Source organism: Streptomyces lavendulae subsp. lavendulae (assembly GCF_002803845.1).
GTDB lineage: Bacteria > Actinomycetota > Actinomycetes > Streptomycetales > Streptomycetaceae > Streptomyces > Streptomyces lavendulae.
Window position 1 is genome coordinate 6284561 of sequence record NZ_CP024985.1, and the last position, 22297, is coordinate 6306857.

The following is a 22297-nucleotide window of genomic DNA, read 5'->3' on the forward strand; positions in this document are numbered from 1 at the left end:
TCGCTCGTTTACTATGCCCGGCCGGGGGTCCGGACGCCTTGGCGGTGAGGCGGGAGGGAACGCGCGTGCCGGATGGGGCGCCACAAATCGAATACGTGCATGGAAACCACCCGTTGGGGTGAACTCACGCCAGGTGCCTGCCTGTTCACTCACAGTGCGTAAAGATTTCGAGCGTCGAAGCCGTCGGCGCGCGCAATGTCCCCCATTGGCGCCGCCGCGACGGCTCCCATCTCCCTGGGGGTTCCACCACCTTGAACAGCAACACCTTCCGCCTGCCCGCGGCCGTTCTGCTCGCCACGGGAGCGGTGGCCCTGCTCGCCGCGCCGCCCGCCCTCGCCACGGGCGGCCCCGGCGGCGACGCGGGCACGGGCACCTCCGGCGCCGTCGTCCTGCGGGCCGGACTCGACGTCGGCCTGCTCAACAAGTCCGTGCACGTACCGCTGAAGGCCACCCTCAACGAGGTCAGCGCCCCCGCCACCGCCGAGAAGACCGCCCTGACCGTCACCCTCGACGGAGCCGAACAGGGGCAGCCGGTCAGCGTCCTGAAGGCGGAGGCCGCCACCGCCAAGGCCACCGCAGACCAGAGCCGCGCCCAGGCCGAGGCGAACCTCGCGCACGCCAAGGTGCACGTCCCCGGACTTCCGGCGCTCTCCCTCATCGAGGTGGAGAAGGTCACCTCCAAGGCCGTCTGCGAGGCGGGCAGGAAGCCGGTCGCGAGCTCGAACGTCCTCGGGTCCGTCACCGCGCTCGGCAAGAAGATCACCCTGACGGCGGGCGGCCCCAGCAAGGTCGAGGTCCCCGGCGTCGGCCTCGTCAGCCTGGAGCTCTCCGGAACGCAGACCACCTCCACCACCGCCGCCGCGTCCGCGCTCCGGCTCAAGGTGTCCGTGAACCCGCTGAACCTGAACGTCGCCGAGGTCGACGGCGAGGTCGTGCTCGCCGAGGCGCACTGCACCACCCCCGAGGGCCCCGCCCCCTCGACGGGCCCGTCGGCGAAGCCCGACGTCAAGGCGCAGACCGCCACCGGGACGGGAACCGCCGTCACCCACGCCGACCTCGCCGAGACCGGAGCCGCCTCCGTGACCCCGTACGTCGCGGGCGGTGCGCTGCTCCTCCTCGGCATCGGCGCGGGCGCGCTCGTCGTGACCCGGCGCGGCAGGGCCTCGTAGCATCCGCGGCCGCGCCGCCCGGCGGGCGGCGCGCTCCCCGGGCCCGACCGGCCCCGCCCCGCCCCGGTCCTACCGGGCGGCCAGCGTCAGGGCGTGGTCCAGGGCCTGGAGGAGGCGGCCCGTCGTCGCGCGGTCCCGGACCGCCAGGCGCAGCCAGGAGGAGTCCAGGCCCGGGAAGGTGTCACCGCGCCGGACCGCGAAGCCCAGGGCCCGCAGCCGGGTGCGGACCTCCGCCGCCCCCGCCACCCGGATCAGCACGAAGGGCCCCTCCGCGACCCCGGCCACCGAGATCTCCTCGAACTCCGCGAGCCCGGCCAGCAGGTGCGCCCGGTCCACCGCGATCCGGCGGGCCGCCTCCTCCGCCTCGGCCAGCGCCGCCGGAGCCACACAGGCCTCGGCCGCCACCAGCGCCGGCGTCGACACCGGCCACAGCGGCTGCGCGGCCGCGAGCTTCCCGATCACCTCCGGCTCCGCCAGCACGTAACCGATCCGCAGCCCGGCCAGCCCCCAGGTCTTGGTGAGGCTCCGGAGCACCACCAGCCCCGGTACGTCCATCCGCCCGGCCAGGGCCTCCCGCTCGCCCGGGACGGCGTCCATGAACGCCTCGTCCACCACCAGGAGCCGTCCCGGCCGGGCCAGCGCCGCCAGCAGCCCCGCCGGGTGCAGCACGGAAGTGGGGTTGGTCGGGTTCCCGACGACCACCAGATCGGCGTCCTCCGGCACCGCGGCCGGGTCCAGCCGGAACCCGTCCGCCGCGCGCAGCACCACCCGTTCCACCCGGTGCCCTGCGTCCCGCAGGGCCGCCTCCGGCTCGGTGAACTGCGGGTGCACCACCACCGGCCGTACGGCACCCAGGGCCCGCGCGATCAGGACGAACGCCTCCGCCGCACCTGCCGTCAGCAGCACCCGTTCCACCGGCAGCCCGTGCCGGGCCGCCACCGCCGCCCGCGCGGCCCGCCCGTCCGGGTACGCGGCCAGCGAGCCGAGGCTGTCCGCGATCCGGCGCCGCAGCCACGGGGGCGGCGTGTCCGACCGTACGTTGACCGCCAGGTCCACCAGCGCGCCGCCCGCGTCCACCACCTCCGCGTCCCCGTGGTGGCGCAGGTCGTGCTCCTGCGCGGTGGCCACCGCACAGGTCGCCGCCACCGACCGGCGCTTGGGCACCAGCAGTTCCCCGCCGCCCGCCAGCGCCGCCGCCTCCGCCACCGACGCCGTCCCGGTGGCCTCGCGCACGGCCCCGGAGGGATGCGGCACGGAGATCTGCGCGAGCTCCTCGGCGGGATAGCCGATCAGCGGCACACCGAAACGTTCCGCCGCGCCGGCGATCCCCGCCTCCAGGGTCTTGGACTCCACCGTGGCCAGCGCCGCCACCGCCCCCGTGGACAGCCCGGCGCCCCGCAGCGTCTCCTCCACGAGCGCGCAGACCTCCGCGACGGAGACCCCCGCCCGTCCGCCGACCCCGACCACCAGCTTGGTCACGTACTCGCCCACCGGGGTCCTCCCCTCCGTAGTCACTTGCGTCTGTCTGTCGTCAACACGGTGTCGCCCGCCACCCGCGCGCGGAAGTGCGCACCCGGCCGCCAGTCGGTATTCAGGGGCACATGGCGGTGATCGTGGCGTTGGGCGCGTTCCTGATGACGCTGGCGGGCGGATGGACGGCGCAACGCGTCACCGACCGCCGCCACCTCGTGCTGGGCCTGGCCGGCGGGCTGATGCTCGGCGTGGTGGGCCTCGACCTGCTCCCCGAGGCGCTGCACGCCGCCGGGAACGAGCTCTTCGGGGTTCCGCTCGCCCTGCTGCTCTTCGTGGGCGGGTTCCTCGTCGCCCACGTGGTGGAGCGGGTACTGGCCGTGCGCCAGGCGGCGCACGGCGCCGAGGACGGCGGCCGGGTCCCCCAGGTCGGGCTCACGGCCGCCGCCGCCATGGTCGGCCACAGCCTCGCCGACGGGGTGGCGCTGGGCGCCGCCTTCCAGGTCGGCGGGGGCATGGGCCTCGCCGTGGCACTGGCCGTCCTCACGCACGACTTCGCCGACGGTTTCAACACCTACACCCTCACCACCCTGTACGGGAACGACCGCGCGAAGGCCCTGAAGATGCTCTTCGCGGACGCGGTGGCACCGGTCGTGGGCGCCGCGTCCACTCTGCTGTTCACCCTTCCGGAGGAACCCCTCGGGGCCTACCTCGGATTCTTCGGAGGGGTCCTGCTGTACCTGGCCGCGGCCGAGATCCTGCCCGAGGCGCACCACGAACATCCCGCCCTCTCCACCCTGATGTGCACGCTGGGCGGAGTGGCCGGGATCTGGCTCGTGGTCGGCGTCGCGGACTGACCTCACCCGGGGGTCACCCGCCGTCCCGGTCGCCCCCGACGGCCCCGGACCCCGCCGCGGCCCGCGCCGCCGCCGTGAAGCGGGCGGCCACGGAGGGCTGCGCCGCCCAGTGGGTGTGCAGGTAGCTGGCGTGCACCCCGCCCCGTACGAAGCCCTCGACCCGCCGCTCGGGATGCGTGAACCCCCAGGCCGGCGTGGTGCCCGCGCCCGGCTCGATCACCGTCCGGTGGAACTCGTGGCCGCGCAGCCGGGTCCCGTTGGCGGCGAGGGAGCTGTCCGCCACCGCCACCGCCTCCCGGTACCCGAGCGTGAGCCGCTCCGACATCCGCGCGTCGGCGTCGAGCACCCCGCACATCGGCTTCCCGTCCAGCGAACCGGCCAGGTAGAGCAGCCCGGCGCACTCCGCCGCCACCGGTCCGCCGGCCTCCGCGAAGGCGGCCACGGCCGCCCGCAGCGGCTCGTTCGCGGACAGCTCGGGCGCGTACACCTCGGGGAACCCGCCTCCGATCACCAGACCGGACGTCCCCTCCGGCAGCGCCTCGTCCCGCAGCGGGTCGAAGGCGACCACCTCCGCCCCGGCGGCCGTGAGCAGCTCCGCGTGCTCGGCGTAGGAGAAGGTGAAGGCGGGGCCGCCGGCGACGGCCACCACCGGCCGCGGCCCGGCCGGCCCGGGAGACACGGGGGAAACAGGGGACCCGGCGGGCACCCCGCCCGCCGCCTCCGCCAGCGCCTCCCGCGGCGACCACACCGCGCAGTCCAGCGGGGGAGCCGTACGGGCCAGCGCCAGCAGGGCCTCCAGGTCGCAGCCCGCCCGCACCTGCCCGGCGAGCGCCGCCACGGAGGCCAGCGCGTCGGCCCGCCGCTCCGCGACCGGGACCAGCCCCAGGTGCCGCGACGGGGTCGCCACCTGCGGGGCCCGCCGCAGCACGCCGAGGACCGGCGTCCCGGCCTCCTCCAGCGCCTCGCGCAGCATGACCTCGTGCCGGTCGGAGCCCACCTTGTTGAGGATCACCCCGCCCAGGCGCACCTGCGGGTCGAAGGAGGCGAAGCCGTGCACCAGCGCCGCCACCGACCGCGACTGCGAGGAGGCGTCCACCACGAGCACCACCGGCGCCCGCAGCAGCTTCGCGACCTGCGCCGTCGACGCCAGCTCGCCCCGCCCCGCGGCCCCGTCGTAGAGCCCCATCACGCCCTCGACCACGGCGAGGTCGCACCCGGCGGAGCCGTGCGCGAACAGCGGCGCGACCAGCTCCGGCCCGCACATGAAGGCGTCCAGGTTGCGCCCCGGCCGGCCCGTGGCGAGCGCGTGGTAGCCCGGGTCGATGTAGTCGGGCCCGGCCTTGTGCGGGGACACGGCGAGGCCGCGCTCCGCGAAGGCCGCCATCAGGCCCGTCGCCACGGTGGTCTTGCCGCTGCCGGAGGACGGCGCGGCGATCACCAGCCGGGGCACGTTCACGGACGTCACCACTCGATGCCCTTCTGGCCCTTCTGGCCCGCGTCCATCGGGTGCTTGACCTTGGTCATCTCCGTGACCAGGTCCGCGAACTCCAGCAGCTCCTGCGGTGCGTTGCGGCCCGTGATGACCACGTGCTGGGTGCCGGGACGGTCGCGCAGCACCTCGATGACCTCGTTCACGTCGATCCAGCCCCAGTGCATCGGGTACGCGAACTCGTCCAGCACGTAGAGGCGGTGCGTCTCGGCGGCCAGGTCGCGCTTGACCTGCTCCCAGCCCTCCTTCGCCGCCTGCTCGTTGTCGAGCTGCGCGTCGCGCTGGACCCAGGACCAGCCCTCGCCCATCTTGTGCCAGACGACCGGACCGCCCTCACCGGAAGCGCCCAGCACCTTCAGCGCGTTCTCCTCGCCGACCTTCCACTTCGCCGACTTGACGAACTGGAACACCCCGATCGACCAGCCCTGGTTCCAGGCGCGCAGCGCCAGCCCGAAGGCGGCCGTCGACTTGCCCTTGCCCGGGCCGGTGTGGACGAAGACGAGTGGACGGTTGCGGCGCTGACGCGTCGTGAGTCCGTCGTCCGGAACGACGGACGGCTGTCCCTGCGGCATTACGCGGCCCTCCTGGAGACGCTGTTGAGTGACGCAGTGTGGGTCACTGCGGTACGTACGTTCTTCACGAGCCCGGCCAGCGAGTCGGCCCGCAGCCCGTCGAGGGTCACGGCCGGCGCCCCCAGATCGGCGGCGAGCACCCCGGCCAGTCCCAGCCGGACCGGCCCGGACTCGCAGTCCACGACCACCGAGGCGATCCCCTCGGAGGCCAGCAGCCGGGCGCTGCGGCCCGACAGCTCACGCGGCGTGCCGCCCGGCCGGCCGCCCGGGACCCCGGCCGAGGTGGCCCGCCCGTCGGTCACGACCACGAGCAGCGGACGCCTCGAAGGGTCCCGCAGCCGCTCCACGCGCAGCACCTCGTGGGCCTTGAGCAGCCCGGCGGCGAGCGGGGTGCGCCCGCCCGTCGGCAGCCGCTCCAGACGGGCGGCCGCCGCGTCCACCGACGAGGTCGGCGGCAGCGCCAGCTCGGCACCGGACCCGCGGAAGGTGATCAGGCCGACCTTGTCGCGGCGCTGGTAGGCGTCGAGCAGCAGCGACATGACGGCGCCCTTGACGGCGCTCATCCGCTGCCGGGCGGCCATCGACCCGGAGGCGTCGACCACGAACAGCACGAGGTTGCCCTCGCGGCCCTCGCGGGTGGCCTGGCGCAGGTCGTCCTTGCGGATGACCAGCCCGCGCCCCGCGCGCCCGCGTGCCTTCTGGTGCGGGGCGGCGGCGTGGACGGTGGCCGCCAGGTGCAGCTTCGTCAGGTGGCCGCGGGGGCGCTGGGAACCGGTGGTGCGGCCGTGGGCGGTACGGGCGCGCGAACGCCGTCCCGCCGCGCCCTCGCCGAGGCCGGGCACGCTGAGCACCTTGGTGCGGAACGGCTCGGCGGCCGCCACGGGGGCCTGCTCGGCGGCGCCGGAGCCCTGGGCGGAGGGCTGCGGGGCGTCCTCGCGGGTGGTGTCGGGGGCGTCCGGGGCGGCCTCGGGGGAGTCCGCCTCCTGGGCGGGGGGCCCGTCGTGCTGCGGGGGGACCCCGCCGCCGTCCCCGTCCGGGCCGCCGCCGTCCCCGTCCCCGTCGCCGCCGTCGTCCGGGCCCTGGGGCTCCGGGTCGGGCTCCGGCTCCGGCTCCTCGTCCGGGAACCCGTCGAGGATCCGGTCCAGCATCTCCTCGTCCAGCCCCGGGGCGTCGAACGGGTTGCGGCGGCGGCGGTGGGGGAGCGCCAGCAGGGCCGCCTGCCGCACGTCCTCCTTGCGCACCGAGGTCCGCCCCGCCCAGGCCGCCAGGGCCGTCGCCGTCCGGGCCATCACGATGTCGGCGCGCATCCCGTCGACCTCGAAACCGGCGCAGGCGGCCGCGATCTGCAGCAGCGCGGTGTCCCCGAGCAACACCTGCGGCAGCAGCGCGCGGGCGGCCACGACCCGGGCGCGCACCTCGTGCTCCTCGTCTGCCCAGCGGATCGCGAAGGCCGCGGGGTCGTCCTCGTAGGCCAGCCGGCGGCGGACCACCTCGACGCGCTGGGCGGGCTCGCGGGAGGCCGCCACCTCCACGGTCAGCCCGAACCGGTCCAGGAGCTGCGGGCGCAGCTCCCCCTCCTCGGGGTTCATGGTGCCGACGAGCAGGAAACGGGCGGCGTGGCGTACGGAGACGCCCTCGCGCTCCACGTAGGAGGCGCCCATCGCGGCCGCGTCGAGCAGGAGGTCGATCAGGTGGTCGTGGAGCAGGTTGACCTCGTCGACGTAGAGGATCCCGCGGTGAGCGTCGGCGAGGAGACCCGGCTCGAAGGCCTTCACGCCCTCGGACAGCGCCCGCTCGATGTCGAGGGCGCCGACGAGGCGGTCCTCGGAGGCGCCGACGGGCAGCTCCACCATGCGGGCCGGACGGGCGGCGCCCGCTCCCGGCTCGTGCGGGCCGTCCGGGCAGGCCGGGTCCGGCGCGCCGGGCGCGCACGAGAACCGGCAGCCCGGCACGACGTCCACCTGCGGCAGCAGCGCGGACAGCGCGCGCACGGCGGTGGACTTCGCGGTCCCCTTCTCGCCGCGCACGAGCACACCGCCGACCGCCGGGCTCACGGCGTTGAGGAGGAGGGCGAGCCGCAGGTCGGTCTGGCCGACCACTGCGGTGAAGGGGTAAGGGACGCTGCTCACGAGAGGGTCACTCCTTCGAGTGGCTTGAGTCGACGCACACGCCACCGTGCTCCGATCGTGCAAGGGTTTCGGGGTGCTCCCTGCCCGTGCAGGGGTGGCCCGGGGTAGGGCGTGCTCATGCGGTGCTCACTCCTGATGCTCCCCGCCTGTGCGGGGATGGAGGCGCTCACGGGGCGCCCGGCGGGAGGAACGGGAGGCCCGACGGGGCGCCGTCCTCGATCAGCCGCAGCAGCGCGTCCGTGTCGGCGTGCTCCGCGATCAGGTCGCCCAGCAGGTCCAGCTGCTCCTCGCGCAGCGCGCCGAAGGAGGTGTCCGGCGCCGGGACGAAGCGCCGGCCGGCGGCCGCGGCGACCTCGCGCAGGAACGCCCGGCGGAAGCCGTCCGACTCCAGCGAGCCGTGCCAGTGGGTGCCCCACACGGCCCCGACCCGGCAGCCGTCGAGGAAGGGGGTCCCGCCGAGGACCTCGGCCACGCCGTGGTGGATCTCGTAGCCCTCCACCGGCTCGCCGAGCGCCGTGCCCACCGGCCGGGCCAGGGTCTTCTCCCGTTCGAAGCGGACGCGCACCGGCAGCAGCCCGAGGCCCGCCACCGCGCCGGCCTTCGACTCGACCTCGTCCTCGATGTGTTCGCCGAGCAGCTGGAAGCCGCCGCAGATGCCCAGCACCGGGCGGCCCTCGGCGGCCCGCCGGGCCAGGGCGTCCGCGAGCCCCCGTTCGCGCAGCCACTCCAGCGCCTTCACGGTGCCGCGCGTACCCGGTACGACGACCAGGTCCGCGTCGGCCAGTTCCTCGGCCCGGTCCACGAACCGCACCACCACGCCCGGCTCGGCCGCGAGCGCGTCCACGTCGGTGAAGTTCGACATCAGCGGCACCGCGCACACCGCGACCCGCAGCACGTCCTCGCCGACCGGCGGGGCCACCACGGATTCGCGCACCGCGCCGCGCAGCGAGACCCGCAGGCCGTCCTCCTCGTCGATGCCCAGCCCGTGCCGGAACGGCAGCACCCCGTACGTCGCCCGTCCCGTCAGCCCGCGCAGCATCTCCATGCCGGGCTCCAGGAGGGTGACGTCGCCCCGGAACTTGTTGACCAGGTAGCCCGAGATCAGGGACTGGTCCTCGGGGGAGAGCAGCGCCGTCGTCCCGAAGAAGGAGGCGAAGACCCCGCCCCGGTCGATGTCGCCGACCACGACCACCGGGAAGCGCGCGGCCCGCGCGATGCCCATGTTCACGATGTCGGTCCGGCGCAGGTTGATCTCGGCCGGACTGCCCGCCCCCTCGCAGATCACGGCGTCATACGTGCCCCGCAGCTGCTCCAGGCAGTCCGTGACGATGCCGAGCAGCTGCTCCTGCCGTCCCCCGTGGTAGCCGCGCGCGCTCATCTCGCCCACCGGCTTGCCCAGCAGCACCACCTGGCTGCTGCGGTCGCTGCCGGGCTTGAGCAGGACGGGGTTCATCAGGGCCGTCGGCTCCACCCGGGCGGCCTGCGCCTGCATGGCCTGGGCGCGGCCGATCTCGGCCCCCTCCCGGGTCACGAAGGAGTTGAGGGACATGTTCTGGGCCTTGAACGGGGCCACCTTCACGCCCTGCCGGGCGAGCCAGCGGCAGATGCCGGCCGTGACCACGCTCTTGCCCGCGTCCGAGGTGGTTCCGGCGACCAGCAGTCCGCCGCCGCGCCGCGCGCCGTTCATGCGCGTCCCTTCGTTGTCGAGGTGGTACGGGTGCCGCGCAGTGCGCGCGAGGCCAGGGCCCGGCCCGCCACGCAGGCCCCCAGCGCCAGCCAGGTCACCCGCCGGGAGAGCCGTACCGCGCGGTCGATGTCGGCGACCGCCACCGGCCGCCCGGCGGCTCCGTTGAGCACCGCCCGGTGCTCGACCCGGCCGCCGTAGGACAAGGTCCCGCCGAGGCGGACGCCGAGGGCGCCGGCGAAGGAGGCCTCCACCGGTCCGGCGTTGGGGCTGGGATGGGCGGCGGCGTCGGCGCGCCAGGCCCGTACGGCTCCGCGCCGGTCGGGTCCGGCCGCGACGGCGGCGAGGGCGGTCAGCCGGGCCCCGGGCCAGCCGGCCAGGTCGTCGAGCCGGGCGGAGGCCCAGCCGTAGCGCAGGTAGCGGGGCGACCTGTGCCCCACCATGGCGTCGAGGGTGTTGACGGCGCGGAAGGCCAGCAGTCCGGGGACCCCGGCGACGGCGCCCCACACCAGGGCCCCGACGACCGCGTCGGAGGTGTTCTCGGCGACGGACTCCACGACGGCGCGGGCCATCTGCTGCTCGTCCAGCGCGTGCGGGTCGCGCCCGCACAGGTGGGGGAGCCGCTCCCGGGCGACGTCGGCGTCCCCGGCGGCGAGCGCCCCGCCGATGGCGCGGGCCTCGCGGCCCAGGGAGGTGCCGCCGACCACGGCCCAGGTGGCCGCGGCGGTCAGGGCGATACGGACGGCCGCGGGCCGGGAGCGCACGGCGCGGGCGCCCAGCGCGCCGACGGCGGCCGCGCCACCGGCGCAGACGAGGGTGTGCAGGGCGCCCCGGGCGCGGTCGTCGCGCCACAGGGCGCCTTCGACGGCGGCGGCGGTTCGTCCGAAGGCGGCCACGGGGTGCCCACGGCGCGGATCCCCGAGGATCCGGTCGCCGATCAGGCCCGCCGTGACGCCGTACGCGAAGACGCGGTCGGCACGCATGGTGGCAGGTATGTCCTCACTCAGGGTCCGCGCCCTGGTTCGACGTGTCCGGCGGCGAGAGTTCCTGGCTCCCGGGGCCCCGCACGCGCCGCGTGCGGCCCCCCGGTGACAGTGGCGGGACCGCGCCGGATTCGCACCGGACTTCCTCTCCATGCCGCCGTGATGGCTCGGGCAGTCCACCACGCGCTGCGAACGCCCGTCAACTTGCTGTTGACCTGCGGTGGGACGGGGGGCGAAGGGGAGGCGGGGGGCATGCGAAAGCTCCCCCCGGGAGATGTCCGGGGGGAGCCTTCGAGAACCTTCGGGGCCGTCAGGCGACGATCAGGTAGATCCCGTAGCTGACGGCCGCGGCGCAGAGCGCGAAGCAGGCGTAGGCGCCGCTGCGGGCCAGGGTGGCGGCCCCGCCCTGCTCGGTGGCGGCCTCGTGCTTGGAGAGGCCCACCAGGCCCAGGGTGAACAGGGCCACGAGGGCGACGGTGGCGGAGAGGCTGACCCCGAAGACGGAGCCGAGTGCTGCCCAGTCGATCTTCATACTGCCGTTTCCTCTGTCGTTCTCGGGGTCAGACCGCGGCGGCCGGAGCCGCGGGGGTCGCCGGGTTCGCGGTCGCGGCCGGGATGGTGGCCTTGAGGTCCTCGTCCGTCACGGCGGCGGTCGTACCCGCGGTCGGCGGGACGGCGACGGCCGCGATGGCGGTGGTGACCACTCCGGGCTGCTCGTCGGCGGAGGCGGTGCCGGCCTCGTTGACGTTGGTGTGGTCGACGACCTGGCGGCGGGAGATGACCCAGATGGCGACGCAGGAGGCGACCAGGAAGACCGCGACGGCGGCGACGCCGATGTCACCGGTCCGCATGACCAGCTCGGCGCCGGAGGCCACCAGGGCCGCGGCCGGCAGGGTCAGGCCCCACGCGATGAACATGCGGGTGGCGGTGGACCAGCGGACCACGCCGCCCTTGCGGCCCAGGCCCGCACCCATGACCGCGCCGGAGCAGGCGTGGGTGGTGGAGAGGGAGAAGCCGAGGTGCGAGGAGGCCAGGATGACGCTGGCGGCCGAGGTCTGGGCGGCGAAGCCCTGCTGCGGCTGGAGGTCGGTCAGGCCGCTGCCCATGGTGCGGATGATGCGCCAGCCGCCCAGGTAGGTGCCCATGGCGATCGCCATGCCGGCGGAGACGATGACCCAGACCGGCGGGTTCGAGCCGGGCGCGAGCGCGCCGCCGGCCACGAGCGCCAGGGTGATGATGCCCATGGTCTTCTGCGCGTCGTTGGTGCCGTGCGCGAGGGAGACCAGACCGGCCGAGGCGATCTGACCGGCCTTGTAGCCCTTGGCCGAGGTCTTCTTGCCGATGTTGCCACCGACCTTGTACGTGATCTTCGCGGCCAGCATCGAGGCCACACCGGCCACGATCGGCGCGGCGATCGCGGGGATCAGCACCTTGGTGACGACGACGCTGCCGTTGACCGCGCCCATGCCGGCGGAGGCGACCGCGGCACCGATCAGGCCGCCCATCAGGGCGTGCGAGGAGCTGGAGGGCAGGCCGACCAGCCAGGTGACGAGGTTCCAGAGGATCGCGCCGACCAGGGCGGCGAAGATCACCTCTGGCTGGATGCCCTCTTCGTTGACGAGGCCCTTGGAGATCGTCTTGGCGACCTCCACGGACATGAACGCGCCGACCAGGTTGAGCACGGCGGACATGGCCACCGCCGTCTTGGGCTTGAGGGCGCCGGTCGAGATGGTGGTGGCCATCGCGTTGGCCGTGTCGTGGAAACCGTTCGTGAAGTCGAACACGAGAGCGGTGATGATCACGATCCCGAGGAGAAGCGTTATGTGCTCCATTTACCCAGGCTTCTGTTTGACGTCAGTGGCTCGGCGACCGTAGGCAACCTGGGTGAACGGAAGATGAACTGACTCGGGACGGCTGGTGTCCCGCACCGACCCGCGATCGGGCCCTTGGTCCCGATTCTGTCGTAGATATATCGATTGATGCATGTCAGAGCCGGGTGAACGACCTCCTCCGGACGGGCCTTCCGGCCGGTACGGGCCCCCTGGTCGGGCCGGGAAAGAGAGGTAGATCACTCCGGTTCCATCACGGCGCGGCCCGCGCCGCCGCGAGCCCCTCCGGTGGCCCGCCCGCCCCCGCGCGCCGACACTGGAGCCGTGCGTACCGCCACAGCGACGGCAGCGGCCGTCACCACCACCCTGATCGGTGCCGGAGCGGCGGCCGTCGCGGCCGGCCGGTACGCCGCCGACGCCGCCCTGCGCAACGAACCCGGCCGCCCCCTGCCTGGCGGCCCCCGGCTCAGCGTGCACTCCGCCGCCGACGGCCGCGTGGTGCTCACCCGCTCCCTCGCCTCCCTGCGCCCGGGGGTCTACGGACTGGCCGCGCCCGGGGTGCACGCCGTGGTCGGCCCCGTCCTCGACGAGGGCCCGTCCGCCCCCGACACCGTCGTGCGCCGCCTGATCGCCGTCACCCACGGCAGCCTCGACCCCGGCACCCGCGTCACCCTCACCCCCCAGGTCCACCTGGGCAACCCGCGCACCGCCCTCGGGTTCGACCACGCCGACGTGGACGTCCCCGGGGAGCTGGGCCCCCTCCCCGCCTGGTTCGTGCCCGAGGCCCGGGACACCTGGGTGATCACCGTGCACGGGCTGGGGGCCGGGCGGGAGCACCCGATGGTGGTCATGCCCTTCCTGCGGCGCCAGCGCCTGCCGGTGCTCGACCTCGCCTACCGGGGCGACCTCGGTGCCCCCGCGTCCCCGGACGGCCTCGGCCACCTCGGGGAGTCGGAGTGGCGGGACCTGGACGCCGCCATCCGCTACGCCGTGCGCTACGGCGCCCGCCGCGTGGTCCTGCACGGCTGGTCCACCGGAGCCGCCATGGCCCTGCACGCCGCCGAGCGCTCCGCCCTGGCCGGCCGGATCTCCGGAGTCGTGCTCGACTCGCCCGTCCTGGACTGGCACGCCACCCTGCGCGCGCTCGCAGCCGCCCGCCGCACCCCGGCCCCGCTGATCCCGCTCGCGGTCCGGGCCGCCGAGAGCCGCGCGGGACTGCGCGCCGACCGGCGGCCCCCCGGCTCCGACCCGGGCGCCCTGCGCGTCCCCGTCCTGGTCTTCCACGGGCCCGACGACACCCTCGCCCCCTGGGAACCCTCCCGCCGGCTCGCCGCCGCCCGGCCCGACCTCGTCACCCTGCACACCGTCAGGAACGCGGCGCACGGGGCGATGTGGAACGCCGATCCGGCCCGGTACGAGGAGGCGCTGCGCCGCTTCCTCGTCCCCCTCATGTGACCCCATATGTGAAGGGGCTGTGGCGGAGGAGGCGGGGAGGGTGGATTGCCCCGGTTCGTCCGCCCCCTGACCTGTGGAAACGACCGGTTCCGTTTGGGCTTTCGGCCAGTGACGGGCGAGACTGCTTCCGTGACGTCCCGAAAGCCTGATGAGCAGTTGGCTCGCGACTCCAGACTCCGACTCGTCTCCCCGCGCTCCGTCGCCACGGCGCGCAAGGCGGTGACCGACCGGCGAACCCGGACGGCCCCCCGGCCGCCGGCGGGCACCCCCGCAACGGCGGACCTGGCGAACCGGGCCCGCGCCTCCCTCGCCGACGCGGTACGGCTGGCCCGCTGGGCCGAGCTGAACCTCGGAGCGGGCGACGGTGGCCGGCCCGCCCCGACGGGCGCGCTGCCCGCCGCCGACGTCGAACGGGCCGCCGCGGAGCTGCACCTGACGCACGGCCAGATCAGGGTCGGCTGGGACCGCGCCCGCCTCTCGGGCCTCGTCGAGGTGCACGGGGGCCACGCCCGCCCCGGCTGGCGGCTGCGCGCCTGGGACCGCGACGACAGCGCCGTGCTGCGCGGCTGGGTCGCCCTCTTCGACGCCTGGTCGCTCGTCCACCCGGCCCCCGCCGACATCGCCGCCTCCGCCGTCGCCGAGGTGGTCGAGGCGATGCCCCAGCTGCTGTCGCTGCTCCAGCTCTCGGCCGGCCCCGTGACCGTCCCCGACCTGCTGGACCTCCTCGGGCAGCGGGTCACCGAACTGCGCGACGAGCGCTGCGAGGTCCCCTGCGGGCCCGGGCCCGCCCCCGACTGCGACACCGCCCCGCAGACCCGGCCGCTCCCGCTCGCCCGGCTGCTGCGCTGGGCGCTCGGCGGTCTCGCCGCCGTGGACGCGGTCACCCTCGGCCCCGCCCGTGCCACGCTCACCCCGCTGGGGAGCTGGGCCGTCTGGGTCAAGCTGGAGCAGATCTGCGTCGCCGCGCAGAGCCCGGCCGGGAACATCGAGCAGTCCGCCGCCGCCATGCTGCACGGCTGCGCCCGGCTCACCCCCGGACCGGCCCGCGCCGAGTACCAGGCCTGGCTCGCCGCCCGGCCCGTGGGCCACGCCGTCAGCGAGCTGCTGCACGCCGCCCGCGGCGAGGACGCCCTGCTGCGCGGCCTGGCCTTCGAGGCCCTGCGCGTGGTCGGCGCCCCCGCCGAGCCCGAGGTCCGCGCGGCCGTACGGGAACCGGCGCTGCGCCCCTACGCCCTGCTCTGGCTCGCCGAGCACGACGGGGTCGACCCCGACGAGGCCCAGGACGTCCTGACCCCCGAGGAGTCGACCTGGCTCTGGGTGGACACGGCCGCCGCCATCGCCGACCACGGCGAGGCCGACCTGCTCGCCCGCCACCTCGACTCGGCCGTGCGCACCACCGTGCCCCGGCTCCTGGACGAGGTCCGCGCGGTCGGCCACCCCCGCACGGTGCAGGTGCTGGTCGCCCTCGCGGCCGCACACCCCGACCCGGCCCTCGCCAAGGCCGTCCGCCGGGCCGCCTTCCAGGTCCACACCGGCGGCGCGTAGCGCGCGCGTACGCGCCGCGGGCTCAGACCTGCGGCGCGTACGTCCCGAAGCTCCAGACGTTGCCCTCGGTGTCCCGGGCCATGTAGTCCCGCGAGCCGTAGTCCTGGTCGGTCGGTTCCATCAGGATCTCCACCCCGTGCTCCACGGCCCGGCGGTGATGGGCGTCCACGTCGTCGACCACCAGGTAGACCCCCGCCGGGCCGGCGCCCTCCATGGCCTTGTCGAACGCCCCGCCGCGCCCCTTGCTGCCGAGCATCACCGCGCCGTTCCCGTACGCCAGCTCCGCGTGCATCACGGTGCCGTCGTCACCCTCGTACACCGCCACCTGGGTGAATCCGAACGCTTCGGTCAGCTGCCGGATCGCCGCCTTGGCGTCGCGGTAGAGCAGGGTCGGAAAGACGGTCGGAACGCCTGCCATGACGATCACTCCCTCTCAGGAACGTGCGCGTGTGACTCGCACCACAGCATGGCAGGAGCCACCGACAGTCAGCGGAAGGTGTTGCACTGGGCCATGTCGCCCGTGCGGTAGCCCTGGTAGAACCACTGCTGGCGCTGTTCGGCCGAGCCGTGGGTCCAGGACTCCGGGGTGACGCGGCCCTGGAACTTCTCCTGGATCCGGTCGTCGCCCACGGCGGCCGCCGCGTCCAGGCCGTCCCGGATGTCCTGGTCGGTGAGGCTGGTGATCAGCGGCCGTCCCGTCGACTTGTCCGGGGTCCTCGTCGCGTTGCGCGCCCACACCCCGGCGTAGCAGTCGGCCTGGAGCTCGACCTTGACCGCGTTGCTGTTCGCGCCCTGCCGGCCGTCCTGGGCCCGCTGGAGCGTTCCGGTCAGGTTCTGGATGTGGTGGCCGTACTCGTGGGCGACGACGTAGGCCTGGGCGAAGGGGCCGCCGCTCGCGCCGAACTTCGTCCGCAGCTCGTCGAAGAAGCCCAGGTCCAGATAGACCTGCCGGTCGGCGGGGCAGTAGAAGGGGCCGACCGCCGAGGTGGCCGCGCCGCACGCGGTGTTCACCCGGCCCGTGAAGAAGACCGTGGACGCCGGGCCGTACTGCCCGCCGCGCCTGGTGAACTCCTGCTTCCAGAAGTCCTGGGTGCTGTTCACCACGGCGACCAGACGGCAGTCCTCCCGGGCGTTCGCGTCGTGCCCGGTCCGGCACGCCTGCTGGACCTGGGCCGCCGAGGACGAGGTCGCCACCGGCTGCGGGCTGCCGTCCGACAGCCCCAGCTGGTCCGGACCCACCCCGAAGAGCAGCCCCAGCACCAGGGCGATCAACCCGACGATCCCACCGCCGACCGTGGCCTTCCCGCCCGGGATGCGGCTCCCGCGCACGTCCTTGACCTCGGAAGTGTCCAGATTGGCGTCGTCGTCGAACTGCATACCGCACCGCCCTCGCGTGCCGTGGCCGCCCCTGCGGCGAGAATCAACCCCTTCATCCTGATACGCGCCCGGGCGCCCCCGCGGCGTCCCGGGGCCGAACGGGCGACGGGAGGCCCCGAAAAGTGGTTGCGCACCCCCGGTAGAATGAACCCATGGCAAATCTCCTCGCGGATTAGCGGCGTCGAAGCAACGCGCGTCCTGCCCCCCTTCCGCCGTCCCCACCGCCCTGGAGTATTTCCGTGATCACCGCCACCGGCGTCGAGCTGCGCGCCGGCGCCCGCGTCCTCATCGAGTCCGCCTCCTTCCGCGTCGCCAAGGGCGACCGCATCGGCCTGGTCGGCCGCAACGGAGCGGGCAAGACCACGCTCACCAAGTGCCTCGCCGGCGAGGGCCAGCCCGCCGCGGGCTCCATCACCCGCTCCGGCGAGGTCGGCTACCTGCCGCAGGACCCGCGCACCGGCGACCTGGACGTGCTCGCCCGCGACCGGATCCTCTCCGCCCGCGGCCTCGACGTGCTGATCAAGAAGATGCGCGCGAACGAGGAGCGCATCGCCACCGGCACCGGCGGCACCCGCGACAAGGCGATGAAGCAGTACGAGCGCCAGGAGACGGAGTTCCTGACCAAGGGCGGTTACGCCGCCGAGGCGGAGGCCGCGACCATCTCGGCCGCCCTCGGCCTGCCCGACCGCGTCCTGGGCCAGCCGCTGCACACCCTCTCCGGCGGTCAGCGCCGCCGCGTCGAGCTCGCCCGGATCCTCTTCTCGGACGCCGACACCCTGCTCCTCGACGAGCCGACGAACCACCTGGACGCCGACTCGATCGTCTGGCTGCGCGACTACCTCAAGAACTACCGCGGCGGCTTCATCGTGATCTCCCACGACGTCGACCTCGTGGAGACCGTGGTCAACAAGGTGTTCTACCTGGACGCCAACCGCGCCCAGATCGACGTCTACAACATGGGCTGGAAGCTCTACCAGCAGCAGCGCGAGGCCGACGAGAAGCGCCGCAAGCGCGAGCGCCAGAACGCCGAGAAGAAGGCCGCGGCCCTGAACTCGCAGGCCGACAAGATGCGCGCCAAGGCCACCAAGACGGTCGCCGCGCAGAACATGGCCAAGCGCGCCGAGCGACTGCTCTCCGGCCTGGAGGCCGTCCGCGTCTCCGACAAGGTCGCCAAACTCCGCTTCCCGGACCCGGCGCCCTGCGGCAAGACCCCGCTGACCGCCGAGGGCCTGTCGAAGTCGTACGGCTCGCTGGAGATCTTCACCGACGTCGACCTGGCCATCGACAAGGGCTCCCGCGTGGTCATCCTCGGCCTCAACGGCGCCGGCAAGACCACGCTGCTGCGCCTGCTCTCGGGCACCGAGAAGCCGGACACCGGCACGGTCGTCCCCGGTCACGGCCTCAAGCTCGGCTACTACGCCCAGGAGCACGAGACCCTGGACCCGGAGCGCACGGTCCTGGAGAACATGCGCTCCTCCGCGCCCGACCTGGACCTGGTCGACGTCCGCAAGACCCTCGGTTCCTTCCTGTTCTCCGGGGACGACGTGGACAAGCCCGCGGGCGTGCTCTCCGGTGGCGAGAAGACCCGGCTGGCCCTGGCCACCCTGGTCGTCTCCTCGGCCAACGTGCTGCTGCTCGACGAGCCCACCAACAACCTCGACCCGGCCAGCCGCGAGGAGATCCTCGGGGCGCTGCGCACCTACAAGGGCGCGGTCATCCTCGTCACCCACGACGAGGGCGCGGTCGAGGCCCTGGAGCCGGAGCGGATCATCCTGCTGCCGGACGGGGTCGAGGACCTGTGGGGCCCGGACTACCGGGACCTGGTCGCCCTCGCCTGACGGGCCCCCGGGCCGCTGATCCAGTTCCTTATGGATCATTCGGCTCAGACGTGATCCATCATCTGAGTGAGACGGTCTCGTACCGTCGCGCCCTGTACGACGGCCCCGGCCGCGGCCTCCCCGAGGCGCGACCGGGGCCGCTCCTTTTTCCGCGTCCGGCCCCTGACCTGGTGATTCCCCCCGGCGGTGGAGGAGTGTGACGGAGGTCATGCGGCGGAAGAGGAGATTCCGTTCTGCTCGGGTGTCCACCCCTCGGGAAATGCCGTCGTACCGACCTTGCTGAATGGGTGGCCAGGAAGCCGGGGAGGGGTGATCATGAGAAGTCCAGAGCGCACTTCCCACGAGGAGGCACGGGTGGCCGAGACTCTGAAGAAGGGCAGCCGGGTTACCGGCGCCGCGCGCGACAAGCTCGCGGCAGACCTGAAGAAGAAGTACGACTCCGGTGCGAGTATCCGGGCGCTGGCCGAGGAAACCGGCCGGTCCTACGGATTCGTCCACCGGATGCTCAGTGAGTCCGGAGTCATTCTGCGTGGTCGCGGTGGCGCGACGCGCGGCAAGAAGGCGGCTTCGGTCTGACCTCGGCCGTCAGGCCGGGGCCGGCGCCGGAGGCGCGCGACAGCTTCGTACGGCTCCACGCACGGTTCTTCGGTGACCCCCGGTCGGCCCCACGGCCGACTGGGTGGTTACTGTGCAGTCACTTAGGCCGAGCACGCGGCCACGACTGCACACCGGAGGCACCAGATGGCTCTGCTCGACAAGGACGGCGTACGGCTCACCATCGACGACACGGTCGCCACGGTGACCCTGACCAATCCGGCCAAGCGAAACGCCCAGTCCCCCGCGCTCTGGCGGGCGTTGGCGGAGGCCGGACGGTCGTTGCCGGGCACCGTCCGGGTCGTCGTGCTGCGCGGCGAGGGCAAGTCCTTCTCCGCAGGGCTCGACCGGCAGGCGTTCACCCCCGAAGGCTTCGAGGGTGAGCCGTCCTTCCTCGATCTGGCACGTGGTTCCGACGAAGACCTCGATTCCACCATCGCCGAGTACCAGGAGGCGTTCACCTGGTGGCGGCGCAATGACATCGTCTCCATCGCCGCTGTGCAGGGGCACGCGATCGGCGCCGGCTTCCAGCTCGCGCTCGCGTGCGACCTGCGCGTGGTCGCGGACGACGTGCAGTTCGCCATGCGCGAGACCAGCCTGGGCCTGGTCCCCGACCTCGCGGGCACCCAGCCGCTGACCGCACTGGTCGGCTACGCTCGCGCGCTCGAAATCTGCGCGACCGGCCGCTTCGTGCACGCGGAGGAGGCCGAGCGGCTCGGCCTCGCCAACCTGGTGGTACCGGCCGACGAGCTCGACGCCGCCGTCCGCGACCTCAGCGCCGCGCTGCTCGCACCGCCGCGCGACGCGGTGATCGAGACCAAGGCCCTGCTCCGCGCGGCCACCTCCCGCCCCTACGACGACCAGCGCACCGCCGAGCGGGCCGCGCAGGCCCGCCGACTGCGCGACCTGGCGGGCCTCTCCGACTGACCGGAGGAACCCGCACGAACCCGCACCGGCGGGGCGGCCCTCCCGCCGCCCCGCCCCACCGCACGTCACCACGCGCCGGGACCGCCCGGTCGGACGGAACCGGACGAATGGGTTCCCCCCCGTCCGGCGCAGCCCCGGCGCGTTCCTGCGTCCGGGCGCTTACGGTGGACAGGAGTCCGCAGTCCGTACGGCGCGAAAGGACCAGCGATGACCGAATCCGCATCAGGGGGTTCCGGCAGGGCCCCCGCAGACCGCGGCCGCACCACCATCGCCGACGGAGTGGTCGAGAAGATCGCCGGGCTCGCCGCCCGCGAGGTGGTCGGCGTCCACGCCCTCGGCAGCGGCAGCGGCCTCTCCCGTACGTTCGGGGCCGTTCGCGACCGGGTGCCCGGCGGGGCCAAGTCCGCCGTCAGCCGCGGGGTGAAGGCCGAGGTCGGAGAGGTCCAGACGGCCCTCGACCTGGAGATCGTCGTCGACTACGGCGTGTCGATCCGTGACGTCGCCCGGGCGGTCCGTGAGAACGTCATCTCGGCGGTCGAGCGGATGACCGGCCTGGAGGTCGTCGAGGTCAACATCGCGGTCGGCGACGTCAAACTGCCCGACGAGGAAGACGAGGAACCGGAGTCCCGGCTCCACTAGACGGGAGGGGCGACGCACATGAGCATGGCGGTCGCCGGCCTGCTGGCCGGCATGGCACTCGGCTTCGCCGGCTACTTCGGTGGCTTCGGGGCCTTCCTGTTGGTGGCGGCGCTCGGCGCCGTCGGCTTCGTCGTCGGCCGGTTCCTCGACGGGGACCTGGAAGCCGGAGACCTGTTCCGCCCGCGCGGCCGCGACGAGCGGCGCGGACCCCGATGAGCACCGAGCCGGACACCCGGTCCGGGACCGGTGAGGGCAACCCGCCGGACACCCCCGCGCCCCGGGCCGTGCCATCCCGGGTGCCACCCGCCGAGCGCGGGGCCACCCGCATCGCCGACCGGGTCGTCGCCAAGATCGCGGCCCAGGCCGCCGGGGAGGTCCTCGACGTCCTGCCGGGGAAGGTCCCGCACGCGGCCGTCACCGTCCACCACGACATCGCCCGGGTACGGGTCAGCCTGGAGCTGGCCTACCCCTCCGACCTCGCCGCCCAGTGCGCGGACGTCCGCCGGCGGGTCGCCCTGCGGATCGAGGAGTGCGCGGGCATGACCGTCCCCGAGGTCGACATCGACATCGAACACCTGCACCCCGCGCAGCTCCGGCCGACCGCCGCCGGACGGGACCGGCGGCTGCGGTGACGGCCCCGCGCCGCTTCCGCTCCGCCCGGCGGATCCCCGCCGCGCTCACCGCGCTGGCGGTGCTGGCGCTGGCCGGGCTGTTCCTCTACGACCTGGCCGCCGTACGGGCCGGACGGCCCGCGATGCGCTGGCGCCGCGAACTCGCAGGCCAGCTGGAACGGCAGACCCCGTCCGACACCGCGGTCCTGGTGGCCGGAGCGCTCCTCGCGCTGGCCGGGGCCGTCCTGCTGCTGCTGGCCCTCGCCCCCGGGGTGCGCGGGCTGCTGCCGATGCGGGCCGAGCCGGGCGTACGGGCGGGGATCCGGCGCAAGGCCGCGGCCCTGGTGCTGCGCGACCGGGCCATGGAGGTCTCCGGGGTCCGGTCGGTCCGGGTGCGCATGGGACGGGGCCGCGTCGGGATCAGGGCCACCTCGCACTTCCGCGAACTGGACGACGTACGCGCCGACCTCGACGCGGTGCTCGCCACCGGCATCGAGGAACTGGGCCTCGCGCACCCGCCGAGGCCCCGGGTCAGGGTCAGGAGGTGAGCGGATGCTCGGAGCGGTGAACCGGATCCTGCTGGGGCTGGCCGGGCTGGTCCTGCTGGCGGCCGGGGCCTGTCTGCTGACCGGCTCCCGGCCGCTCGGCGGACGGCACGCGCCCCTGCTCACGGCCGAGGCCCGCCGCCGGTACGGGCACCCCGAGGGCTGGTGGTGGTGGGTGCTCCTGGCCGCCCTGGCGGTGTGCGTCCTGCTCGCGCTGTGGTGGCTGCTGGCGCAGCTGCGGCGCTCCCGCCTCCCCGCCCTGCCCGTGGACACCGGCGACGGGGCGTTCGCCCTGCTGCGGGGCCGCACCCTGGAGGCGGCGGTGGCCGCCGAGGCGGGAGCGCTCGACGGGGTCGCCGGGTGCAAGGTCGCCCTCCGGGGGCGGCGGGACTCCCCGGCCCTGCGCATCGCCCTGGAGCTGGAACCCCACGCCGTGCCCGCCGACGCCCTCTCCGGGCTCGCGGACTCCGTCCTCACGCACGTCCGGACCTCGGCGGGCCTCGCGGAACTGCCCGCGGAGGCCCGACTGGAGATCTCCTCCCACCACGCGCGGCGCGTGACCTGACGGGGTGCCCGCCGGAGCG

At 74.5% G+C, this 22297-nt stretch carries 22 protein-coding genes and 1 riboswitch; of the genes, 12 read left to right on the forward strand and 10 right to left on the reverse strand.

The window, feature by feature from the left end:
• Positions 1-251: 251 nt before the first annotated feature.
• Positions 252-1169, forward strand: a complete 918-nt coding sequence (locus SLAV_RS28045) for an SCO1860 family LAETG-anchored protein (protein ID WP_030233402.1) — start codon at positions 252-254, stop codon at positions 1167-1169.
• A 69-nt stretch (positions 1170-1238) separates the two neighbouring features.
• Here the strand turns inward: SLAV_RS28045 and cobC are convergent, their stop codons facing one another.
• Positions 1239-2660 carry an Rv2231c family histidinol phosphate aminotransferase CobC gene (cobC, locus tag SLAV_RS28050; protein WP_391230128.1) on the reverse strand — a complete coding sequence of 474 codons (1422 nt, stop codon included), beginning with the start codon at positions 2658-2660 and terminating at the stop codon, positions 1239-1241.
• Positions 2661-2770: 110 nt separating this feature from the next.
• Between cobC and SLAV_RS28055 the strand changes: the two genes are divergently transcribed.
• Positions 2771-3496, forward strand: a complete 726-nt coding sequence (locus SLAV_RS28055; RefSeq protein WP_030233405.1) for a ZIP family metal transporter — start codon at positions 2771-2773, stop codon at positions 3494-3496.
• 13 nt (positions 3497-3509) lie between these two features.
• Here SLAV_RS28055 and SLAV_RS28060 read toward each other — a convergent pair whose 3' ends face one another.
• The 7 genes from SLAV_RS28060 to SLAV_RS28090 all read right to left on the reverse strand — a co-directional run bounded on the left by SLAV_RS28060 (position 3510) and on the right by SLAV_RS28090 (position 12185).
• Complete coding sequence (locus SLAV_RS28060; RefSeq protein ID WP_199922188.1) at positions 3510-4964, reverse strand: cobyrinic acid a,c-diamide synthase CobB; 1455 nt, start codon at positions 4962-4964, stop codon at positions 3510-3512.
• Entirely contained in the window at positions 4958-5557 is a 600-nt protein-coding gene (gene cobO, locus SLAV_RS28065; RefSeq protein ID WP_030233409.1) for a cob(I)yrinic acid a,c-diamide adenosyltransferase, read from the reverse strand. The genes SLAV_RS28060 and cobO overlap by 7 nt, the downstream gene beginning before the upstream one ends.
• On the reverse strand, positions 5557-7686 hold the full coding sequence (locus tag SLAV_RS28070) for a putative cobaltochelatase (RefSeq protein ID WP_030233410.1): 2130 nt from the start codon (positions 7684-7686) through the stop codon (positions 5557-5559). The genes cobO and SLAV_RS28070 overlap by 1 nt, the downstream gene beginning before the upstream one ends.
• 166 nt (positions 7687-7852) lie before the next feature.
• Positions 7853-9373, reverse strand: coding sequence for a cobyric acid synthase (locus tag SLAV_RS28075; RefSeq protein ID WP_030233412.1), 1521 nt, complete (start codon positions 9371-9373; stop codon positions 7853-7855).
• The gene (locus SLAV_RS28080; RefSeq protein ID WP_037687728.1) at positions 9370-10353 is read right to left on the reverse strand and encodes a cobalamin biosynthesis protein; all 984 of its coding nucleotides are present in this window, start codon (positions 10351-10353) and stop codon (positions 9370-9372) included. The genes SLAV_RS28075 and SLAV_RS28080 overlap by 4 nt, the downstream gene beginning before the upstream one ends.
• Before the next feature lie 59 nt (positions 10354-10412).
• Positions 10413-10500: riboswitch (cobalamin riboswitch) on the reverse strand.
• A gap of 163 nt (positions 10501-10663) precedes the next feature.
• The gene (locus tag SLAV_RS28085) at positions 10664-10885 is read right to left on the reverse strand and encodes a hypothetical protein (protein ID WP_030233415.1); all 222 of its coding nucleotides are present in this window, start codon (positions 10883-10885) and stop codon (positions 10664-10666) included.
• A gap of 28 nt (positions 10886-10913) precedes the next feature.
• Positions 10914-12185 (reverse strand): inorganic phosphate transporter, encoded by a 1272-nt coding sequence (locus tag SLAV_RS28090; RefSeq protein ID WP_030233417.1) that lies wholly within the window; start codon positions 12183-12185, stop codon positions 10914-10916.
• Positions 12186-12506: 321 nt separating this feature from the next.
• On the opposite strand from SLAV_RS28090, the gene SLAV_RS28095 reads away from it, so the two are divergent.
• Both SLAV_RS28095 and SLAV_RS28100 read left to right on the forward strand, forming a co-directional pair.
• Positions 12507-13637 (forward strand): alpha/beta hydrolase family protein, encoded by a 1131-nt coding sequence (locus SLAV_RS28095; protein ID WP_030233418.1) that lies wholly within the window; start codon positions 12507-12509, stop codon positions 13635-13637.
• A gap of 129 nt (positions 13638-13766) precedes the next feature.
• Entirely contained in the window at positions 13767-15182 is a 1416-nt protein-coding gene (locus SLAV_RS28100; protein WP_078950447.1) for a hypothetical protein, read from the forward strand.
• Positions 15183-15204: 22 nt separating this feature from the next.
• Here SLAV_RS28100 and SLAV_RS28105 read toward each other — a convergent pair whose 3' ends face one another.
• Together SLAV_RS28105 and ypfJ are read right to left on the reverse strand one after the other, a co-directional pair.
• The gene (locus SLAV_RS28105) at positions 15205-15600 is read right to left on the reverse strand and encodes a VOC family protein (protein WP_030233422.1); all 396 of its coding nucleotides are present in this window, start codon (positions 15598-15600) and stop codon (positions 15205-15207) included.
• A gap of 68 nt (positions 15601-15668) precedes the next feature.
• Positions 15669-16559 carry a KPN_02809 family neutral zinc metallopeptidase gene (gene ypfJ / locus SLAV_RS28110; protein WP_030233423.1) on the reverse strand — a complete coding sequence of 297 codons (891 nt, stop codon included), beginning with the start codon at positions 16557-16559 and terminating at the stop codon, positions 15669-15671.
• A gap of 239 nt (positions 16560-16798) precedes the next feature.
• Between ypfJ and SLAV_RS28115 the strand changes: the two genes are divergently transcribed.
• The 8 genes from SLAV_RS28115 to amaP all read left to right on the forward strand — a co-directional run bounded on the left by SLAV_RS28115 (position 16799) and on the right by amaP (position 22278).
• The gene (locus SLAV_RS28115; protein ID WP_030233425.1) at positions 16799-18397 is read left to right on the forward strand and encodes an ABC-F family ATP-binding cassette domain-containing protein; all 1599 of its coding nucleotides are present in this window, start codon (positions 16799-16801) and stop codon (positions 18395-18397) included.
• Positions 18398-18751: 354 nt separating this feature from the next.
• On the forward strand, positions 18752-18973 hold the full coding sequence (locus tag SLAV_RS28120; protein ID WP_030233427.1) for a helix-turn-helix domain-containing protein: 222 nt from the start codon (positions 18752-18754) through the stop codon (positions 18971-18973).
• A gap of 165 nt (positions 18974-19138) precedes the next feature.
• Entirely contained in the window at positions 19139-19918 is a 780-nt protein-coding gene (locus tag SLAV_RS28125; protein ID WP_030233429.1) for an enoyl-CoA hydratase/isomerase family protein, read from the forward strand.
• A 207-nt stretch (positions 19919-20125) separates the two neighbouring features.
• On the forward strand, positions 20126-20557 hold the full coding sequence (locus SLAV_RS28130) for an Asp23/Gls24 family envelope stress response protein (RefSeq protein ID WP_030233431.1): 432 nt from the start codon (positions 20126-20128) through the stop codon (positions 20555-20557).
• Positions 20558-20575: 18 nt separating this feature from the next.
• Entirely contained in the window at positions 20576-20773 is a 198-nt protein-coding gene (locus tag SLAV_RS28135) for a hypothetical protein (RefSeq protein WP_030233432.1), read from the forward strand.
• The gene (locus SLAV_RS28140; protein ID WP_030233434.1) at positions 20770-21189 is read left to right on the forward strand and encodes an Asp23/Gls24 family envelope stress response protein; all 420 of its coding nucleotides are present in this window, start codon (positions 20770-20772) and stop codon (positions 21187-21189) included. Before SLAV_RS28135 ends, SLAV_RS28140 begins: the two co-directional genes overlap by 4 nt.
• On the forward strand, positions 21087-21716 hold the full coding sequence (locus tag SLAV_RS28145) for a DUF6286 domain-containing protein (protein WP_051841133.1): 630 nt from the start codon (positions 21087-21089) through the stop codon (positions 21714-21716). Before SLAV_RS28140 ends, SLAV_RS28145 begins: the two co-directional genes overlap by 103 nt.
• A 4-nt stretch (positions 21717-21720) precedes the next feature.
• A complete protein-coding gene (amaP, locus tag SLAV_RS28150; RefSeq protein WP_030233436.1) occupies positions 21721-22278 on the forward strand; it encodes an alkaline shock response membrane anchor protein AmaP in 558 nt (185 codons plus the stop codon).
• The last annotated feature ends 19 nt before the right edge of the window (positions 22279-22297 follow it).

Excerpts from the sequence above, each read along its gene's own strand:
- ypfJ (WP_030233423.1), bottom strand. The coding sequence starts at position 16,559 with ATGCAGTTCGACGACGACGCCAATCTGGACACTTCCGAGGTCAAGGAC.
- cobO (WP_030233409.1), bottom strand. The coding sequence starts at position 5,557 with ATGCCGCAGGGACAGCCGTCCGTCGTTCCGGACGACGGACTCACGACG.
- SLAV_RS28135 (WP_030233432.1), top strand. The coding sequence starts at position 20,576 with ATGAGCATGGCGGTCGCCGGCCTGCTGGCCGGCATGGCACTCGGCTTC.
- SLAV_RS28140 (WP_030233434.1), top strand. The coding sequence starts at position 20,770 with ATGAGCACCGAGCCGGACACCCGGTCCGGGACCGGTGAGGGCAACCCG.
- SLAV_RS28125 (WP_030233429.1), top strand. The coding sequence starts at position 19,139 with ATGGCTCTGCTCGACAAGGACGGCGTACGGCTCACCATCGACGACACG.
- SLAV_RS28085 (WP_030233415.1), bottom strand. The coding sequence starts at position 10,885 with ATGAAGATCGACTGGGCAGCACTCGGCTCCGTCTTCGGGGTCAGCCTC.
- amaP (WP_030233436.1), top strand. The coding sequence starts at position 21,721 with ATGCTCGGAGCGGTGAACCGGATCCTGCTGGGGCTGGCCGGGCTGGTC.
- SLAV_RS28055 (WP_030233405.1), top strand. The coding sequence starts at position 2,771 with ATGGCGGTGATCGTGGCGTTGGGCGCGTTCCTGATGACGCTGGCGGGC.
- SLAV_RS28130 (WP_030233431.1), top strand. The coding sequence starts at position 20,126 with ATGACCGAATCCGCATCAGGGGGTTCCGGCAGGGCCCCCGCAGACCGC.
- SLAV_RS28080 (WP_037687728.1), bottom strand. The coding sequence starts at position 10,353 with ATGCGTGCCGACCGCGTCTTCGCGTACGGCGTCACGGCGGGCCTGATC.
- SLAV_RS28090 (WP_030233417.1), bottom strand. The coding sequence starts at position 12,185 with ATGGAGCACATAACGCTTCTCCTCGGGATCGTGATCATCACCGCTCTC.
- SLAV_RS28105 (WP_030233422.1), bottom strand. The coding sequence starts at position 15,600 with ATGGCAGGCGTTCCGACCGTCTTTCCGACCCTGCTCTACCGCGACGCC.
- SLAV_RS28075 (WP_030233412.1), bottom strand. The coding sequence starts at position 9,373 with ATGAACGGCGCGCGGCGCGGCGGCGGACTGCTGGTCGCCGGAACCACC.